At 59.1% G+C, this 17,973-nt stretch carries 19 protein-coding genes; 6 read left to right on the forward strand and 13 right to left on the reverse strand.

What is annotated here, in order from left to right; all coding sequences use genetic code 11:
• Positions 1–11 precede the first annotated feature (11 nt).
• The 5 genes from FDP08_RS15230 to FDP08_RS15250 all read right to left on the reverse strand — a co-directional run bounded on the left by FDP08_RS15230 (position 12) and on the right by FDP08_RS15250 (position 5,179).
• A complete protein-coding gene (locus FDP08_RS15230) occupies positions 12–2,897 on the reverse strand; it encodes a formate dehydrogenase subunit alpha (protein WP_137436972.1) in 2,886 nt (961 codons plus the stop codon).
• 90 nt (positions 2,898–2,987) lie between these two features.
• Positions 2,988–3,179: a twin-arginine translocation signal domain-containing protein gene (locus FDP08_RS15235; protein WP_137436973.1), complete on the reverse strand. Its 192-nt coding sequence runs from the start codon at positions 3,177–3,179 to the stop codon at positions 2,988–2,990.
• A gap of 42 nt (positions 3,180–3,221) precedes the next feature.
• Positions 3,222–3,833 carry a TorD/DmsD family molecular chaperone gene (locus tag FDP08_RS15240; RefSeq protein WP_137436974.1) on the reverse strand — a complete coding sequence of 204 codons (612 nt, stop codon included), beginning with the start codon at positions 3,831–3,833 and terminating at the stop codon, positions 3,222–3,224.
• A gap of 126 nt (positions 3,834–3,959) precedes the next feature.
• A complete protein-coding gene (locus FDP08_RS15245; protein ID WP_137436975.1) occupies positions 3,960–4,601 on the reverse strand; it encodes a DUF3306 domain-containing protein in 642 nt (213 codons plus the stop codon).
• On the reverse strand, positions 4,601–5,179 hold the full coding sequence (locus FDP08_RS15250) for a DUF3305 domain-containing protein (RefSeq protein WP_137436976.1): 579 nt from the start codon (positions 5,177–5,179) through the stop codon (positions 4,601–4,603). Before FDP08_RS15250 ends, FDP08_RS15245 begins: the two co-directional genes overlap by 1 nt.
• A 170-nt stretch (positions 5,180–5,349) precedes the next feature.
• On the opposite strand from FDP08_RS15250, the gene FDP08_RS15255 reads away from it, so the two are divergent.
• The 4 genes from FDP08_RS15255 to FDP08_RS15270 are packed head-to-tail and all read left to right on the forward strand — an operon-like array spanning position 5,350 to position 9,369.
• Positions 5,350–7,329, forward strand: a complete 1,980-nt coding sequence (locus FDP08_RS15255; RefSeq protein WP_137436977.1) for a 4Fe-4S binding protein — start codon at positions 5,350–5,352, stop codon at positions 7,327–7,329.
• A gap of 20 nt (positions 7,330–7,349) precedes the next feature.
• A complete protein-coding gene (locus tag FDP08_RS15260) occupies positions 7,350–8,195 on the forward strand; it encodes an Mrp/NBP35 family ATP-binding protein (protein ID WP_137436978.1) in 846 nt (281 codons plus the stop codon).
• Positions 8,192–8,896 (forward strand): biotin/lipoate--protein ligase family protein, encoded by a 705-nt coding sequence (locus tag FDP08_RS15265; protein ID WP_137436979.1) that lies wholly within the window; start codon positions 8,192–8,194, stop codon positions 8,894–8,896. Before FDP08_RS15260 ends, FDP08_RS15265 begins: the two co-directional genes overlap by 4 nt.
• Positions 8,893–9,369, forward strand: coding sequence for a DUF6505 family protein (locus FDP08_RS15270; protein ID WP_137436980.1), 477 nt, complete (start codon positions 8,893–8,895; stop codon positions 9,367–9,369). Before FDP08_RS15265 ends, FDP08_RS15270 begins: the two co-directional genes overlap by 4 nt.
• Here FDP08_RS15270 and FDP08_RS15275 read toward each other — a convergent pair whose 3' ends face one another.
• The 7 genes from FDP08_RS15275 to FDP08_RS15305 form a co-directional block, all read right to left on the reverse strand.
• The gene (locus tag FDP08_RS15275; RefSeq protein ID WP_228263324.1) at positions 9,370–10,647 is read right to left on the reverse strand and encodes a molybdopterin-binding protein; all 1,278 of its coding nucleotides are present in this window, start codon (positions 10,645–10,647) and stop codon (positions 9,370–9,372) included.
• Positions 10,644–11,135: a molybdopterin-guanine dinucleotide biosynthesis protein B gene (mobB, locus tag FDP08_RS15280; protein ID WP_137436981.1), complete on the reverse strand. Its 492-nt coding sequence runs from the start codon at positions 11,133–11,135 to the stop codon at positions 10,644–10,646. Before mobB ends, FDP08_RS15275 begins: the two co-directional genes overlap by 4 nt.
• Positions 11,132–11,719, reverse strand: a complete 588-nt coding sequence (gene mobA / locus FDP08_RS15285) for a molybdenum cofactor guanylyltransferase MobA (RefSeq protein ID WP_137436982.1) — start codon at positions 11,717–11,719, stop codon at positions 11,132–11,134. Before mobA ends, mobB begins: the two co-directional genes overlap by 4 nt.
• The gene (locus FDP08_RS15290; RefSeq protein WP_137436983.1) at positions 11,712–12,581 is read right to left on the reverse strand and encodes a formate dehydrogenase accessory sulfurtransferase FdhD; all 870 of its coding nucleotides are present in this window, start codon (positions 12,579–12,581) and stop codon (positions 11,712–11,714) included. Before FDP08_RS15290 ends, mobA begins: the two co-directional genes overlap by 8 nt.
• A 65-nt stretch (positions 12,582–12,646) precedes the next feature.
• On the reverse strand, positions 12,647–13,453 hold the full coding sequence (locus tag FDP08_RS15295; protein WP_137436984.1) for an ABC transporter substrate-binding protein: 807 nt from the start codon (positions 13,451–13,453) through the stop codon (positions 12,647–12,649).
• Between the two features lie 43 nt (positions 13,454–13,496).
• Positions 13,497–14,204: an ATP-binding cassette domain-containing protein gene (locus tag FDP08_RS15300; protein WP_228263325.1), complete on the reverse strand. Its 708-nt coding sequence runs from the start codon at positions 14,202–14,204 to the stop codon at positions 13,497–13,499.
• Between the two features lie 32 nt (positions 14,205–14,236).
• Entirely contained in the window at positions 14,237–14,938 is a 702-nt protein-coding gene (locus FDP08_RS15305) for an ABC transporter permease (RefSeq protein ID WP_137436986.1), read from the reverse strand.
• Positions 14,939–15,054: 116 nt separating this feature from the next.
• Here FDP08_RS15305 and FDP08_RS15310 point away from each other — a divergent pair, with 116 nt between their 5' ends.
• Positions 15,055–15,939, forward strand: coding sequence for a helix-turn-helix transcriptional regulator (locus FDP08_RS15310; RefSeq protein ID WP_137436987.1), 885 nt, complete (start codon positions 15,055–15,057; stop codon positions 15,937–15,939).
• A gap of 34 nt (positions 15,940–15,973) precedes the next feature.
• The gene (locus FDP08_RS15315) at positions 15,974–17,119 is read left to right on the forward strand and encodes a putative sulfate/molybdate transporter (protein WP_137436988.1); all 1,146 of its coding nucleotides are present in this window, start codon (positions 15,974–15,976) and stop codon (positions 17,117–17,119) included.
• A gap of 20 nt (positions 17,120–17,139) precedes the next feature.
• On the opposite strand, the gene FDP08_RS15320 is transcribed toward FDP08_RS15315, so the two are convergent.
• Positions 17,140–17,895, reverse strand: a complete 756-nt coding sequence (locus FDP08_RS15320; RefSeq protein WP_137436989.1) for an SDR family NAD(P)-dependent oxidoreductase — start codon at positions 17,893–17,895, stop codon at positions 17,140–17,142.
• Between the last annotated feature and the right edge of the window lie 78 nt (positions 17,896–17,973).

Here is a 17,973-nt window from a genome sequence, read left to right on the forward strand (position 1 = left end):
ACCTCTTATTGTTATGCCGGCATAATCGCACACAGGGTGCACTTGGTCTCTTGCATCTGCGTGACCGAGTCATACCCGTATGTCTGAACCGTGTTACTGGATTCACCCAGGACGTAGGGATCGGCACCTTTGGGATACTTGTCCCTCAGGTCCTTACCTTCCAGGTGTCCACCGAAGTGGAAGGGCATAAAGACCACACCTCTGCCGACGCGCTCTGTGATCATCGCCTTCACCTTGATGCGCGCGCCTTCAGGGCCGGAAACCCAGACGTCGTTGCCTTCACGAATGTTCAGGTTATTCGCATCGTACGGATTCACCTCGATGAACATGTCCTGCTGCAGTTCCGCCAGCCAGGGATTCGAGCGAGTCTCGTCACCACCACCCTCATATTCAACCAGACGGCCTGAAGTGAGAATGAGGGGGAAGTCCTTGCTGAAATCCTTCTTCTGAATGGACTCGTACAGGGTCGGGACACGCCAGAAGTGCTTGTCTTCATACGTCGGATAATCTTTGACCAGATCTCGACGGCTGGTGTACAGGGGTTCACGGTGGAGCGGTACGGGGTCCGGGAAGTTCCAGACGATAGCGCGGGCTTTGGCGTTACCAAAGGGTGCACACTCGTGTTTGATGGCAACACGCTGGATACCGCCTGACAGGTCTGTCTTCCAGTTGGTCTCGGGGCCGGCAACGGCATCAATACTGGCACGCTCTTCGGCCGTCAGGTCGCCATCCCAGCCCAGGTCCATCAACATCTGCATGGTGAACTCGGGGTAGCCATCCTTGATCTCGGAATTTTTCGAGTAGACGCCTTCGGCAAGCAGGTTCTCGCCGTCGCGCTCGACACCAAAACGGGCACGGAAGGTGAGGCCGCCCTGGGACACCGGCAACGACATGTCGTAGAGGTTCGGTGTTCCGGGGTGGTTCATCTCCGGGGTGCCCCAGCTCGGCCACGGCAAACCGTAGATATCACCGTCGCAGGGGCCGCCAACTGCGCGCAGGGTGGTCTTGTCGAAGTGGTGCTGGTTCGCCATGTGCTTTTTCAGGCGTTCCGGCGATTGGCCAGTATAGCCAATGGTCCACATGCCACGGTTGAATTCGCGCGTGATGTCTTCAATGACCGGCTCGTCGCCTTCAATGGCAATGTTGCGGAACATGCGATCGGTAAAACCGAACTTGTCCGCAAACAGCTTCATGATTTCGTGATCGACCTTCGAGTCGAACAGCGGCTCGATGACCTTTTCACGCCACTGGAGCGATCGGTTGGAAGCGGTTACCGAACCTGAGGTCTCGAACTGGGTTGTTGCAGGCAACAGGTAAGCGCCGTCCTTACGATCGTGCAGCACCGCTGACACGGTGGGGAAGGGGTCTACGACGACGAGCAGGTCCAGTTTTTCCATGGCCTCCTTCATTTCCAGCATACGGGTCTGCGAGTTGGGTGCGTGACCCCACAGAACCATCGCCCGGGTGTTATCGGGCTGCCCCAGGTTTTCCTTGGCCTCCAGAACACCATCAATCCAGCGGGACACGGGAATGCCTTTCTCGTTCATCATCGCGCGGGACTTGCCATCTTTGTCCCAGACCGCAAAGCGGCCTTTCAGCCAGTCCAGGTCTTCTTCCCATACTCGGGCCCAGTGGGCCCAGGAGCCAGCGGCCAGGCCATAGTAGCCGGGCAGCGTATCGGCAAGGACACCAAGGTCTGTGGCGCCCTGAACGTTGTCGTGTCCACGGAAGATGTTGGTGCCGCCACCGGGAACGCCCATGTTGCCAAGTGCCAGCTGCAATATGCAGTACGCACGGGTGTTGTTGTTGCCATTGGTGTGCTGGGTACCACCCATGCACCAGATCACAGTACCCGGCCGGTTGTTGACCAGAGTACGCGCCACACGCTCGAGTTGCGCCCCGGGTGCACCGGTAACACGCTCCACTTCCTCCGGGTTCCAGCGTTTTACCTCTTCACGGATGTCGTCCATGCCGTACACTCGGGTGCGGATGAACTCCTTGTCTTCCCAGCTGTTCTCGAAAATGTGCCACAACAGGCCCCAGATCAGCGCGACGTCTGAACCCGGCCGGAAGCGCACATATTCATCAGCGTGAGCCGCAGTTCGCGTGAAGCGCGGATCGCAGACAATGAGCGGCGCGTTGTTCTGTTCTTTGGCTTTGAGAATGTGCAGCAGCGACACCGGGTGGGCTTCTGCGGGGTTACCGCCGATCAGGAAGATCGCCTGGGAGTTGTGGATGTCGTTGTACGAGTTGGTCATCGCACCGTAGCCCCAGGTGTTGGCTACGCCGGCGACCGTCGTTGAGTGACAGATCCGGGCCTGGTGATCGACGTTGTTGGTGCCCCAGTAGGCAGCAAATTTGCGAAACAAATAGGACTGTTCGTTGTTGAACTTCGCACTGCCCAGCCAGTAGACCGAATCAGGGCCGCTTTCGTCGCGAATCTGCAACATCTTGTCGCCGATCTCGTTGATCGCCTGGTCCCAGGGAATCTTCTGCCATTGCCCGTTGACCATTTTCATGGGGTATTTCAGGCGGCGTTCACCATGACCGTGCTCTCGCACCGAGGCGCCTTTGGCGCAGTGGGCGCCCATATTAAAGGGGCTGTCCCAACCGGGCTCCTGGCCGGTCCATACGCCATTCTGAACCTCGGCTTCTACCGTGCAGCCGACGGAGCAGTGCGTGCACACGGATTTTTTCAGAACGACGTTACCACCTTCGGTTGATGGTGTGGCAGCTCTGACGCGCGTCGACGGCAGCGATAAAGCGGCCAGGCCTCCCACTGCGACGCCGGAGGCCGTCAGGAATCCCCTGCGGTCCATGGTCGTTGCGGCGAGGGATGAAAGTAAAGATCCCGCCCGGGAGCCTTTCGCTACCCCGTTTGTTTTCTTCCTCAACATGTCTCGTACCTCTCTCTTTTTGTTATTCTCGTTTTCCTGGAAATGCGGTCACCCAAGAGCCTTTCGCAACCTTGAATGACTCACGCTTCCTCAAAAGCGAGCCGATTCCAGATACTTTCTTGTGTGCTCAGTGTCACGTAGACCGCTGCTTTTGGGGGCGTCTGAAGAGACGACCTCGGCTGCGGCGTTCGGTGCTACTGCCACGGCAACGGCAGCTGGAACTGCTGTCGCTGCCATCCGCAAGAAGCGGCGACGGCTGTTATCACGCTGTTGGTTGTCCATAGGACACCTCCACCTGGGTTAAGGGATCAGGCAGATCCCCGGTTATTGAAGTGCAAATGCCTCGGCCTCTACCGCCATGAAAGCTCGCCCCAGCGAGCCAACAGGCGCATAGAAAATCGCGGTTTGCGCTTTCTCCAAATCGGTAAAAAACAACGCCGCCCACTTTGCCAGGTGAGCGTCAAAAAAGGTTTTCTGTGAAGACAGATCGCTGTCGCACTCGAACTCGCCGGTAATGATGCCTGCCATGATTTCACACAGCGTGCCGATGTGATCTTCAGGTTCTTTAACGTCGTCACTGGCTTTGATGCCCCTGGCCATCAGATCGCCACGCAAATCCGCAAGGGGCTTCTCATTGAGAAAACCGGTGAGGTAATAACTGGCGTAGGGGAGTAGCTCACCACGGCCGACTCCTATGAAGAGATTGTTGTATTCCCGGTTGGCGTCGTCAGGGGAGGTGCGCTCGGCGAGGGCAGCCACTGTCCTGGAGGCGGACCCCAGAGTGGTGTCATCACCCTGCAGGGATGCCAGCCCCCGAAGTAGCTCGCTCGTAGGTGGGCCGCTCAGCAAGACACCGAGCAACTGATACATCTGGGCCCGGGCGCGCTCTTCGTCGGTGATTGAGCGAGGGCACTGTATTTCAGCCGTGTTGTTCAAAGCTCTGTCCTTTACGTTATTGTTGTATGCTTTTTACGACATTAATTCATGAACACGTGTTCATTATATATACGCCCAATCAGGTTCGGGAGCAATTGCACTTGCAATCGCTCCTGATAGCGAAAACTAATGATCAAAACGCATCCGGGGGCGATAACGCGGTGCCGGTTCCGCCTCGGCCTGAGGAATTCCAGGGGCTGCGTTGCCAGCAATGGTCGTGTGCTCGGCGGCGACGTCGGGCTCGGATTTCTCCGGCAGCTCTTGTTCATCCTGCCCTTTATCAGCTATCCCGACGGGTGCAGTAACTTCCGACGCCTCGGCTGGCGCCTGAATCTGATCCCCGGCCTGGTCATCCGCTTTCTCATCAACCGCTGGTGTTCTGTCAAAACCCTGCCCCACCTTGTACAGGGTTTTGACGGCGCTGGTCGCAACAGCGGCGTCGGTAAAATCTTCATCGTAATCATTGAGGCCGTCCAACACCGCCAGTACAGGATTGGATTTCCAGAGTGAGCGCAGGGCCCGGCGGCGCAGAAGTTCCGGAATTTCTTTTCGCAGGAACCCGGTAATGTCTGTGCCCAGCTCGATGGCGTCCGGGTCAGGCAGGTCGTACTTTTCCAATACCTCCCGTTCCGGCAGGGCTTCATTGATGGCAAGTTCCTGCTCTTCGGGGGATGGCTCGGGTTCGATAGCCGAAGGAGGGGGGAGCTCGGCCTCTTTGCTGGCGCCGGTTTTCCTGCGCGACCAACGCTGTAATCGTGACTCAGCCATCAGTGCACTCTCGGTTTTTTCAAATTGGAGGGGGCGCGGAAAACGTCGCTTTCCTGACGAATGCGGGCATCGCCTTTTCCGTCCTCGCTACCATCAACACGGACTTCGTCACGGCGACGTTTCTTGAAAGGCTGTTCGACATAGTGCATGTCGACAAATTCTTTGATCCAGGCCGCCATGGACTCGGGAATCGGCACGGCCTCGACGATGCTTTCACCACTGTCCAGAGCATCCAGCGCTTCATGGGCACTGGCGGTAACGGTGCTGACAACCCACCCCGATGGAGACCGGTTGGTCTGGTCCCTGTCCATTACGATCCAGACGGAGGGGGAGGCCATGTTCAGGGATACAAGGTAGCCTTCTACATCGGCGCGAAATAATTCCATCGTCACTGTGCCCGCGTGGTAATCGACGATTTCGCCGTCACGGACCAATTCTTTCCAGAACGCCTCGGGCGCGCCGGGTATTACAGCAACTGGTTTCCAGACCTCACGAGCCCACTGGGTCACGCCCGGCGACCGGCGAACGACGGCACCGACTTTCAACTCGCGCTTCCAACTAGCTACGTTACGGCTCATGACAGATCTCTATACTGCGGCTGAGGCGACAGCTCTACTTTCTATGAAGTTAGCAGAGCGCCGGCAATTAGCCAATTATTCAATTGTCGAAGGACAAACGGGTGTGGCATCCTCGATGAACGGCATTGAATACGTATACGTATAAAAATAACTACAAGAGCAGAATTCTGATGAGTGCACATAAAACCCTACTGATATGCACCTGCGACAAGACTCAGTCTCTGGATCCTGAGGCACTGCGAACGGCCGCGTCAGCTGAGCAGGTGATCATGGTGGATCAACTGTGCGGCGCCGATATGACAATTGCGGCCGAGCACCTGGGCGGCAGTAATGAGCTGCTTATCGCCTGCCGCCAACAGGCCGCCCTATTCGAGCGTCTGAGCGAGGACGTAGAGGCCGAAACCGGGCAGTCCGCTCCGCTGAGTACCATCGACATCCGGGATCGCGCTGGCTGGAGTGCCGCGAGCGCAAAACCCGCGCGCTTGCACGCCAAACAGGCGGCCCTGATGGCCGCGGCCCAGATGCCGGCTCCTGTGGCGCCCGTGAAAACGATTCAGTCCAACGGAGTGTGTTGCATTGTCGGCCCCACTGAGCAGGCCATCAGGATGGCCGAACTGGTACAGGACGAACTGGGCGTTACCTGTATCGTCAATGATGCCGGGCCGATACAGCTGCCCTCCGCCAGTTATGATATGGCCAAGGGGCGGTTGACGGGCGCCTATGGCGCACTGGGCAACTTCAAACTGGAGTTCGCCCAGCTTCAGGCCCTGAATCCCTCCGGTCGCGGCGCTCTCGGGTATGGCGAGGTCAAAGCCACCGCCCATAGTGAGTGCGATGTATTTATCGATTTGCGTGGCGGTGCGCCCGCGTTTCCCCACCATGAAAAACGCAACGGCTACTTCTGGGCTGATCCGGCCAAAACCGGAGAACTGGAGCGTATCGCCCTGACGGCCAGGGACCGGGTCGGTGAGTTTGAGAAAACCGTGTATTTCAACCTGGAAACCTCCCTGTGTGCCCATTCCAGGGCGAATCAGACCGGCTGTACCCGCTGTCTGGACGTTTGCAGCACCGAGGCGATTTTCTCTTTCGGCGAGCATGTGCAAATCGATTCGGATATCTGCGCTGGCTGCGGGACCTGTGCAGCGGTCTGCCCGACCTCAGCCATTACCATGAACGAAACCCCCTTCGAGGCCCTGACCAAGGCCATGGACGTTATGGCCCGGGTTTATCGTGAGCACACAAACGAATCCCCGCGCCTGGTTATTCATAGCCTGAGCGCTGGTGCTGACGCCATTGCTTACCTGGCCCGGTACCACGATGGACTGGCGGACGATCTGATCCCGCTGGGGCTGGAGCAAGTTGACCGTATCGGCCACGCAGAGATTATGGCCGCGTTCGGCGCGGGTTATGCCGAAGTCCTGATCCTGGCTGACAGCGAGATCGATCGCCGGGCAGTTGCGGCGGAAGTTGAGCTGGCTCAGGCCATGCTCATAGGTACCAGAAACTCTCCCAGTCGGCTCCGCGTAATCGCTGCCGAAGAACTCGGCGAAGCCGGGGATAACGCCGGGCGAGTGAGCGAACCGGTCCTGCTGGTTGGTGGCCGCCGGGACATCACGCGAGTCACCGTGGGCGCGATGGCGGACAGGATCGAAGCACCGATCCCCCTGCCGGCGGGCGCACCCTATGGTGCCATTGAAATCAACTCCGACAAATGCACGCTCTGTCTGGCCTGCGTATCCCTGTGTCCAACCGGCGCCCTTGGCGATCACCCGGACCGGCCAGAGGTCCAGTTTACGGAAAACGCCTGCGTTCAGTGCGGCGTGTGCGAGAGCACCTGCCCGGAGACGGCGATCACCCTGGTGCCCCAGCTGGATGTGTCGAAAGAGGCACTGAGCCCTCGAGCATTGCATGGTGAAGACCCGTTTGAATGTATCAAATGTGGCAGGCCCTTTGGCGTAGCGAGCACCATTAACCGGATCGTTGAAAAGCTGGAGAACAAACACTGGATGTACAGCAAGTCTGATAATGTCCAGCTCATCAAGATGTGTGACGACTGTCGCGTCAATGCCCAGTTCCACGGGGATACCGCGCCCATGGCCGGAGGCGAGCGTCCCCGGGTCCGCACCAGTGACGACTACCTCGACAGCTGAAAAATCAAACAGGACTCAACATGGTTCAATACACCGAAGTGGGAAAATCCAACCTGATCGGTACCGACGCGCCCCGGCCGCAGGACAAAAATCCGAAGGGCATTGATCGCATCATCGCCATTGCCTCGGGCAAGGGCGGTGTAGGTAAGTCGACCGTGGCGTCCAATCTGGCGGTTGCGCTGGCCTCGAAAGGTCTCAAAGTGGGCCTGTTGGACGCCGATGTCTACGGCCCCAGCCAGCCACGCATGCTAGGTGTTTCGGGCCGCCCGTCCAGCCCTGACGGGCACACCATCCTGCCCTTGCGCAATCATGGCGTGACCCTGATGTCACTGGGGCTGATGGCGCCGGATGGCGAGGCCATCGTCTGGCGCGGACCCATGCTGATGGGGGCGCTGGAGCAGATGATGAATCAGGTGGACTGGGGTCGGTTGGACGTGCTGCTGGTGGATCTGCCGCCGGGTACCGGTGACGTGCAAATGACCTTGAGCCAGAAATTTTTCGTGGCGGGCGCCGTTGTGGTCTCGACCCCCCAGGACATTGCCCTGATGGACGCGCGCAAAGGCATCGACATGTTCAACCGGATGGACGTACCGCTGTTTGGTCTGATCGAAAACATGGCCTCTTTTGTCTGTGACGGTTGCGGTAAAGAGCACCACCCCTTTGGTTCCGGCGGTGCCCGGGCCGAAGCGGAAAAGCTCGGGGCGCCCTTCCTGGGTGAAATTCCGCTCGATCTGGATATCCGGATTGGTTCGGACGGCGGCGTTCCGATTGTGGTGTCCAAGCCGGACAGTCCTCAATCCAGATCTTTTCAGCGCATCGCCGATGAAATCATTGCCTCTGAAGTCTACGCACAGGCCATTCGATGATCGAGTCACCTCAATTCCCGCCGCTACTGTCGGGCCAAACCGTGCCCAGGCACACGGATCCTTTTGACAAGGCCGTTAGCCAGGCCATTGCAGGGGTCGATTCCGGCACGATTTTTTACTCTGAAGCGGGCGATATGTTGCGTGCGGCCCTGGTGCTGGCACCGGAAACACCTCTGGAGCAAGCCATCCAGGCCGTTTATGTGGCCCAGATAGGCCTGGCCGAGAGTCTGGGAGCACTGGCGCCGCCCGAAGTGCCTGTGCACTTTCAATGGCCCGACCGCATCAAGGTCAATGGTGCGGTTTGCGGTCGCGTTCGTTTTGCAGCAGATGGAGCAGATCCCCAGGAGCAGCCCAGATGGCTGGTTATCGGTATCGAAGTGCCCTTTATACCGGCGAACGACGAGCCAGGTCAGAATCCGAACGAAACCTGTCTGCTGGAAGAGGGGTGCAGCGATGTCCAGCCCATGGCACTGCTGGAAAGCTGGTCCAAACACACGCTTTTGTGGCTGACCTACTTCATGGATAGCGGGTTCGATCGCGTACACAATGAATGGCGGCCACGCTGCGACACCCTGGGCAAAATGATCGAGCAACCGAGGCCCGGCATTTTTGTCGGGCTGGATGAGAAAGGCCGGATGCTGTTGCGCCAGGATGTCATGACTGAAACAGTGAGCTTGATTGAATTCGCGGAGCAAACATGAAACTGGCCCGAACCCTGCGACTGGATATTTCCGATGAGAATGTGTACGAACAGCCTGCCCCCAGCGGGGAATGGGCCATTTCGGGCGGATTCGAGTTCTCCAACTGGACCGAAGCGGACCTGAAGGGCAAGGCGCGTCAGGCCTTTACCAACGGCTGGTACAGCATAGAGTCGGGTGGCCGCGCCAGTTTCGTTGGTGTCTGTAACATCACCGAAGCCGAACTGGAGCAGCTGCGGCAGACGCTGGCGCAAACCTTTGTCGAGTTCTACGGCGCACCGGATATCGACGCAGCCTATCCGGTTGCCTGCGAAGAAATCGACCAGATGCGCAACATGTGCGAGGATTTTGAGGAGAACACCCTGATGATGGTCAGCCGTACGCTGACCGAGCTGGGTGTAGAGGAAACCTACCGCTCCCGCGCCCCGCAAGACGCGTCATTGGAGGCCTTTGCCGTACATGGCGGCTATGAATGACTACAGCCCGAAGCTGGCGTAGGGGATAAAGCGCACCGGGGTTCCTGGCTCGATCAGCTGAGCACTCTCATCCAGTTCCACCATACCCTCGGACCAGGCCAGGCCGGTCACCCGGCCCGAGCCTTCAGAGCCGAATACTTCAACCTGCCCGTTACGGACCCTGGCGCGCAACATCTCGCTGCGCCCCGGTTTCTTGTTTTTGGAAAAGTTGGCGGGCAAGGCATAGCCCTGGGGTTCGAACCATTCCCCGCCTGCCAGCAGTGCCATCGCCGGAGCGCCAAAACGCAGCGCGCAGACCCAGGCGGCCACCGGGTTTCCTGGCAAACCCACCACGGGCGTCCCCTGGAACATGGCCAGAGCGAGAGGTCGGCCAGGCTTTATTGCGATGCGCCAGTTGCTGATCTCGCCATGGGCTTTCAGCGTTTTCGACACATGATCCTCGTCCCCTGCGGAAACACCACCACTGGTCAGGATCAGGTCGCACTGCTCAGCACCGCGCTGCAGTGCTTCCCTGACGTCCTCGGCACGGTCGAGCACATGCCCCAGGTCCACCAACTCGTAGCCCAGCTGCGTGACCAGTGCGCTCAGCATCGGGCGGTTGGCATCGTATATCTGCCAGTCGGTGACCGCTGAACCGACAGGTTTCACTTCGTCACCGGTGGACAGGACGCCGACGCGAAGCCGCTGCCAGGCATCGACCGACTCGACGCCGACACTGGCGAGGACGGAAATCTGGGTAGGCGTCAGGCGGGTTGCTGCCGTGAGGATACGTTCATCTTTGTTGATGTCCTCACCGGCCTTGCGTGCGTTGGCGCCTGCTTTCAACGTGCCGTTCAGATGTAGTTGTCCGTCTTTAATCTCACAGTCCTCTTCCAGCACCACTGTATCGGTGCCGGCCGGTATGACCGCGCCAGTCAGAATCCGGATAGCATGGCCTTCGGGGACCTGGCCGGTGTACGGCCCGCCGGCGGCACTCCGCCCATCAACCAGGGCCAGGGTGCAGGGCACCTCCGTAATTGGTCCTGCAAGCGCATAACCATCGACCGCGGAATTGTTGCTGGGGGGGTGGGCGCGAGGTGCATAAACGTCGCTTGCCAATATCCGTCCATTTACCTGTGACAACGGGACAGCACGCTCTACGCCCACCACCGGGTGCAAACGCGAACGTAACCGCTCCAGGGCCTCGTCCACCGGTGTCCAGTTTACCCCGGGGGGCAGGGCAAAACAGTCGTTACGAAGCGGTTTCATGGCTGTCCCGTTGCTGGTTGAATCGTTCATGGTTTTTCAGCGCTCAGAATAAAGTCGGCGATTCCGGGAACATCATTCACATCGAAAACGGGCCCCGAAAAATCCGCAGCATAGTCTGCCGCTACCGCGATAATATTGTCGTCCTCCGGGTAAAGGGGGGTACGTGAACTCTCCCTTCGGTGCACTTCTATCTTGGGGTGTGAATGGGTTTTGAAGCCCTCAACCACAACCCAGTCGCAGGGGCCCAGGCGGGCCAGCAATTCATCCAGGGTCGGCTCTTCGGCGCCTCGCAGTTCATGCATAATGGCAAAACGCTGCCCCCCCGCGAGAAGAACTTCCCGGGCGCCCGCATCACGGTGTTTGTAACTGTCGGTGCCGGGCTGGTCCACATCCACCATGTGGTGGGCATGCTTGATCGAGTTAACCGTTAATCCCCTGGCGGACAGCTCGCGAATCAGAGCGGCGGCCAGCGTGGTTTTTCCGGAGTTCTTCCAGCCCACAATGCCTATGACATTCACTTCAGGTGCTTCTCCGCCCAGGCCAGGTCTTCCGGTGTATTGATGTTGAAAAAGTCGTCCTCACCAAAAACCACCAGCGTCTCACCCTGAGCCTGTGTCCACTGGCGTATCTTGCGCACGCCGTCGTTCAGGGCGGCGCGCAGCTCATGCCGCAACGCAACCTGCCAGCGGCCAAAGGTTGGTTGGGGCAGCCTTCCGCGCTCTGGATCCGGCGTGGCGGCCAGCACCACCGGGGTATCATGCCCGGCGAGCCGTTCAGCAAGATCCCGGGGGAACGAGGGGGTATCCGCAGCCACGCTGATCAGCCATTCATGGCCGTGTTCGGCGGCCCAATCCATACCGGCGAGTACACCCGCCAACGGGCCCGGAAAATCGCTGATCGAGTCGGCCACCACGGGCAAACCCAGGTCATCAAAACGACTCAGGTCCCCATTGGCATTCAGCACCACGGCATCCACTTGCGGCGTGATCCGCTCAATGACTCGTTGGATCAGCGATCGGTCGCCCAGCATCAGTCGCCCTTTATCACCACCGCCCATGCGGTTGGCCTGGCCGCCCGCCAGAATGACGGCACACTCAGTCATGCTCTGCCCCTTTACGACGCATTTTTTTCTCTTCATCAGGAACCTGCGACAGGTCCTGGTCGAAGACCAGCCGGTGCTGGCCACTGAGACAGGTGAATTTCTTGCCTCGCATCCGTCCGATCAGCGTTAGCCCCACCTGCCGGGCAATATCGACGCCCCAGGCGGTAAAGCCTGACCGGCTGATCAGGGTCGGAATGCCCATCAGGGAGGTTTTGATGACCATTTCGGAGGTCAGGCGGCCCGTGGTGTAGAGGACTTTATCGGCTGCGGTGATGTTATTCAGGTGCATCCAGCCGGCAATCTTGTCGACCGCGTTATGGCGTCCGACATCCTCCATGTAGGCCAGAACCTGAAGCCCCTGGCACAGAGCGGTGCCATGAATCGCACCGGTTTCCATGTACAGACTGGGGGTGTGGTTAATCTGATAGGAAAGGTCGTAAAAGGTACTGGTGTGCACCGGTGTATCCGGTAACTGGAGCCCGTCAAGTCCCGCCATCATGTCACCAAACACCGTGCCTACGGCACAGCCCGAGGTACGGGTTTTCTTTTCCAGCTTGTCCTCGACATCCGTGACACCTTCAGTGCGGACCACGGCGACTTCCAGTTCCTCGTCGAAATCAATCCCGGTGACCCGGTCGGTGTCACGTAGCATGCCCTGGTTCAGGAGGAAGCCGAGCGCCAGGTACTCCGGGTGATCGCCGATGGTCATTGCAGTGACGATCTCCTGGCTGTTCAGATAGATGGTCAGAGGGCGCTCTTCGATCACGCTGATCGACTTCGCCTGACCGTGTTCATCAACGCCCTCAACAGCGCGGGACAGCCGGGGATCTTTTGGGTCAGGTAGTAGGGGGTTTATCGTCATTTTTGTTATAGACCTTTCTGGGACGCCATGGAATTGAATATCGATGCACGTCATCAGAGATTAGCCTATTTGGCATTCGGGAAAAACAGCTGTTGTCCGTCCACCCTGAAGTTTGCAATCGCTTGTTGGCCCTCCTCGGAAATCAGCCATCCATGCCACTGTCTGGCCAGATCGTGCTTGAGGTGCGGATGCTTCTCCTCGGAAAGCAGCAGGCTACCATACTGGTTGAACAGCACTTCGTCGCCTTCAAAAAGCAGCGTCAGGTTCTGACGGTTTCCAAAGGCCACCCAGGTGGCGCGATCCGACATTACATAGGCATCCATAGCGGCCGCAGTGTTGAGTGTCGGCCCCATGCCGCTGCCCAGTTCGCGGTACCAGTCGCCGTCGGGTTCGACGCCGGCGTTTTCCCAGAAGCGTAACTCGGCGCGATGGGTGCCACTGTCGTCGCCTCGTGACGTGAAGGGTGCCTCGGCGTTGGCGATAGCCGCTAATGCTTCGGCGGCACTCTGCGCTTCACTGATGTTGGCCGGATCATTGGCAGGGCCGATCAACACGAAATCGTTGTACATGACATCGGCACGATCGCTGGCGAAGCCGTTTTCGACAAAGCGTTTTTCTCCCACGGTATCGTGTACCAGAAGACTGTCGGCGTCACCACGGCGGGCGATTTCAAACGCCTGCCCGGTGCCCACGGCCACCACCCGTACGTCGATGCCAGTGGCGTCCTCGAACTTAGGTAAAATGGCGTCGAACAGCCCCGAGTTCTCCGTCGAGGTCGTTGAGGCCAGGGTAATATAGTCATCGGCGTAAGCGTTTAATGCCAGGCCCATGCAGGTTACACCGGCGAGTGCGAGAGTCATCAGTTTATTCATTTTGTTATTCTCTTGCGGTGTGTTGGGAGTGTTCAGTGGGCGACTACACGACCAGTTCTCCGGCAATATATGCTTGCGCCTCTCGCGAGACGGGGGCGTTAAAAAAGGCTTCAGCGAGGGTGTGTTCGCGTACCTTCCCTGCAGAGAGAAACAGCACATCCCCGGCGAGGCGCCTGGCCTGATGCAGGTCGTGAGTGGTCATCACGATGCGGGTTCCCCGCTGATGAAACTCGCGCACCGCAGCCTCCACGGCTTTGATCGCTGCCGGATCGAGGGCGGAGGTGGGTTCGTCCAGAAACAGCACCTGCGGAGAAAGCACCCAGGCGCGCGCCAGTGCCAGGCGCTGCTGTTCGCCACCGGAGAGTACCCGCGCCGGCGTGTTGCTACAGGCGGTGAGACCAAAGCGCTCAAGCGCTTCGTGCGCGAGCTTCACGCGTGTCCTGCGTGGCACGTTATTCACTGCTAGAGCGTGAGTGAGGTTTGCCACCGCCGAGCGACGCAAAAGCACCGGTTGCTGGAACACCATCGCCTGGCGGGGGTGAATGTCACTTGACCAGATTACCTGCCCCTGCGTGGGTACCAACAAGCCGTGAGCCAGCCGCAGCAGAAGACTTTTGCCTGCACCGTTCGGCCCCATCACCAGGGTGGGGCCGGTGCCCTGCAGGGTGAAAGAACACGGCCCCAGCAGTACCTTGTCCTCGTGACTGAAACTGACCTCATCAAAGCACAGCGCCGGGGGCGGGATAAGCACGGATGAGGTGAGGAGAGAGCGGTTGAACGAGGTCATCCTGTCCGTCTCCTGGTCACTTCGCCCATCAGGTAGACGCCTGCGTTAATCAGCATGACCAGCATCAGCAGCACAATTCCCAGCCCAAGCGCCAGGGGCAGGTTGCCCTTGCCGGTTTCCAGCACAATGGCGGTCGTCATTACCCGCGTGACCCCGTCAATATTGCCACCCACCATCATCACCGCCCCCACCTCGGCGCTGGCGCGGCCAAACCCGGCAAGCAGGATGGTTAATAGCGCAAAGCGGGCATCCCATAACAGGGTGGGCATCATGCGTGCGCGTGACATGCCCAGCGAAACAAACTGCTCCCGGTACTCGCCCAGAAGCTCTTCCACTTTCTGGCGCGAGAGCGCGGCCAGAATGGGCAGTACCAGTACCACTTGTGCAGTGATCATGGCGCCCGGTGTAAACAGCAGCCCCCACTCACCCAGTGGCCCGGCACGTGAAAGCAGTAAATACACCATGAGCCCTGCCACCACTGGAGGTAGTCCCATCAGGGCATTGAGCAAGACAATCATCACGCCGCGCCCGGGGAAGCGCCACAGTGCCACCGCCGCACCGAGGGGAAAACCCAGCACTGCCGCGATCAGTACCGCGAGAATCGAAACCTGCAGCGACAGCGCCACAATCTGAACTAGCGAGGTGTCGAAATTTAACAATAGCGACAGCGCTACATAAAACGCATTATTATTTTCCACGGCTGCGCCTCCTTCCTATTGAGCATCGTGGCGTTTATGACTACGCTTTGCACAGCATGCTGAAAAATATGCAGCTAAAAACAGTCTTATGCTTTTTCCGGCCAGCAGGATAGACAATGCCCCTTCCTACTTACCTCACTACGGCCGAAGCCGCTGAGTATCTGCGCCTGAAAGAGCGCAAAGTCTACGATCTGGTCAGCCAGGGCGTTATTCCCTGTGTGCGGGTGACGGGCAAGCTGTTGTTTCCCCGCCAGCGTATAGACCTGTGGCTGATGAACCATCTGGAGGGTGACGACGCCGTCAGTTCTCCGATCCCGCCGGTGCTGGCAGGCAGCCAGGATCCGTTGCTGGAGTGGGCGGTGAAAGAGAGCGGCGCGGAACTGGCTTCGCTGTGCCAGGGAAGCGGCGATGGCGTACAAAGATTAATCAACGGGCGCGCTATGCTGGCCGGGATGCATATCTGGCACGCTGAAACCCAGCGTTATAATGACCCTGTCACATTAGGGTTGAGTGGAATGCGCGATCTGGTGCTGATCCGATGGGCAAAACGCCAGCAAGGGCTTCTTCTGGCGGCCGATAACCCTCATCAACTGACTGGACTTGAGGATATCGCCCGCCCGGGCATACGTATTGCGCATCGCCAGCCCGATGCCGGCGTCAGCCACTTGCTGCAGAGTTTGCTCGCTCGCCACCGTATCGATGCCAGGCAACTTGCATGGGCCGCTCACCCGTCACTCAGCGAGGACGATCTCGCTTTGGCCATTCGCCAGGGCGAAGCAGATATCGGCGTGGGAATCGAGGCGGCGGCGCGGCGCCAGGGGCTGGCGTTTATTCCGCTGCAACAGGAGCATTTTGACTTGGCCATGCGCCGGCGTCATTACTTTGAGCCGGCCCTGCAGCGCCTGCTGGGGTTTGCCGGTAGCGAGCGCTTCGTCCAGCGTGCCGAGGCGTTGGGTGGTTACGACATCAGTGAGCTGGGGAAAGTTGTCTACAACGCTTGAACAGCACCAATAACAACAAACAGGCGAGTTAATCATGCCTTCATTACAAAAAAACCTGGTGAAGGATGCCAGCGGGGCGTTGGGTGACATTGGCACCCTGATTCCGCTGGGTCTGGGGGCTATCGGGTTGGCGGGGCTGGCTCCGATACCCGTGCTGCTGGGGTTTGCCGCCTTCTACATCGCAACGGGGCTGTATTATCGCCTGCCGATACCAGTGCAGCCCATGAAAGCGGTTGCCGCGTTGTTGCTGACCAGCCAGGTGAGTTCTCAGAGCCTGGTCGCCAGTGGCGTGCTGATCGGGGCGATACTGTTGGTACTGGGCCTGACCGGCTGGATTAACGGCGCAGCCCGTCTTATTCCAAGATCCGTGTTAAGCGGCCTGCAGTTGGGGCTGGGATTGATGCTAGCCAGCATGAGTATGGGGTTGATGGCCACGTCCGTGCCCTTGGGCGTGATCACACTGGCGGTGCTGGGCATCACCCTGAAGATGTTGCCAAGCTGGCCAGCGGCGCTGATCGGACTTGGTGGGTCTGTCGCAATCGGTACATTGCTGGCGGCACCCGGGCTCACGCTTCCTGTGGAGGGTTTGGTTGTACTCTCATGGCCTGAATTGCCGGGCATTGATGATTGGCAACAAGCGGTTTCCACGCTCGTGTTACCCCAGCTGGCCCTGACCTTGACCAACGCCATCGTACTGACTGCATTGGTGGTTGGGGATTACTTCGGCGAGCAGTCTCATCGTGTCACGCCTGCCCGGTTGTCGGTGTCCACCGGCCTGGCCAATCTCTTTTTGGTGCCGTTCGGTGCATTGCCGATGTGCCACGGAGCGGGTGGTGTGGCGGCGCACTATCGCTTCGGTGCCCGGACCGGCATGGCGCCCGTTTTACTGGGGACAGCTCTGCTCATGGTCGCCTTTATACCGGGAGGTCTGTCAGTCATTGCGGCAATTCCCATGGCGGGTCTCGGCGCCCTGTTGTTTGTGGCGGCCGTCGAGCTTGCCCTGTCCAGGCGTCTCTGGAACGCCAAACCGTCCTGCTGGCCTGTCATTGCAATAACCGCACTGGTAACCATCTGGGCCGACCCGTTTTTCGGGCTTCTGGCCGGGGTGGCTTCGGAAACCTTCCGGGCGGCCTGGGTGCGTGGAGCCAGGGTAGAATCCGAAGATCCTGCGGACGGTTAGGTGTTCTTCCGTGGCGCACCTTACATATTGGACTTGTGCTGGGCGCCGTCTACAGGAATGCAGGCCCCGGTGACCCAGCTGGCGGCGTCAGAGGCCAGGAAGACTGCTACATTGGCCACTTCCTCCGGGCGGCCGAAGCGACCCCAGGGGATTTTTTTCAGGGTGTTGTGGTAGCGGTCGGAGCCGGCCTTCTCCGCCTTGTCCCAGATGCCGCCGGGGAATTTTATGGAGCCCGGGGCAATGCTGTTGACGCGGATGCCATCGGGGCCATGGTCGACCGCCAGCGATTTGGCATAGCTGATCAGAGCCGCCTTGGTGGCTGCATAGGGTTGGGTGGTTCCCACCTCGATTCCGGAGATGGACGACAGGATAATGATGTTGCCGCTGCCGGCTTCCTTCATCCACGGCAATACCTTGTCCACCGCACGGACCGTCGACAGCAGATCCAGGGTGATATTGGCATCCCAGGCCTTCAGATCGTTGCCCGCACCCAGTGCGGACACGTTGCACACCAGGATATCCACGCTGCCAAGAGTGCCTTTCACGTTATCCAGAAACGCGTCCAGGCGGTTCTTGTCGCCAACATCGCAGGCCTCCCGGTAGCCCTTTACGCCCAGCGCCTCAATCTCCTTCAGGGTGTAATCCAGTGGCCCCTCACTGCGGGCGCAAATTGCCACGTTAACACCCTCGGCCGCCAGCGCCAGCGCGATGGAACGACCGATACCCTTGCTGCCGCCGGTGACGACGGCGTTCTTGCCTTTCAGACCCATTTCCATCTATATACCCTCGCTCTATTTGCGGCGATCAAATAACTGCGTTCCCAGCTCTTCCTCCAGCTGCTTGATCTGGTCCGG

The organism is Marinobacter panjinensis (assembly GCF_005298175.1).
Classification (GTDB): domain Bacteria; phylum Pseudomonadota; class Gammaproteobacteria; order Pseudomonadales; family Oleiphilaceae; genus Marinobacter; species Marinobacter panjinensis.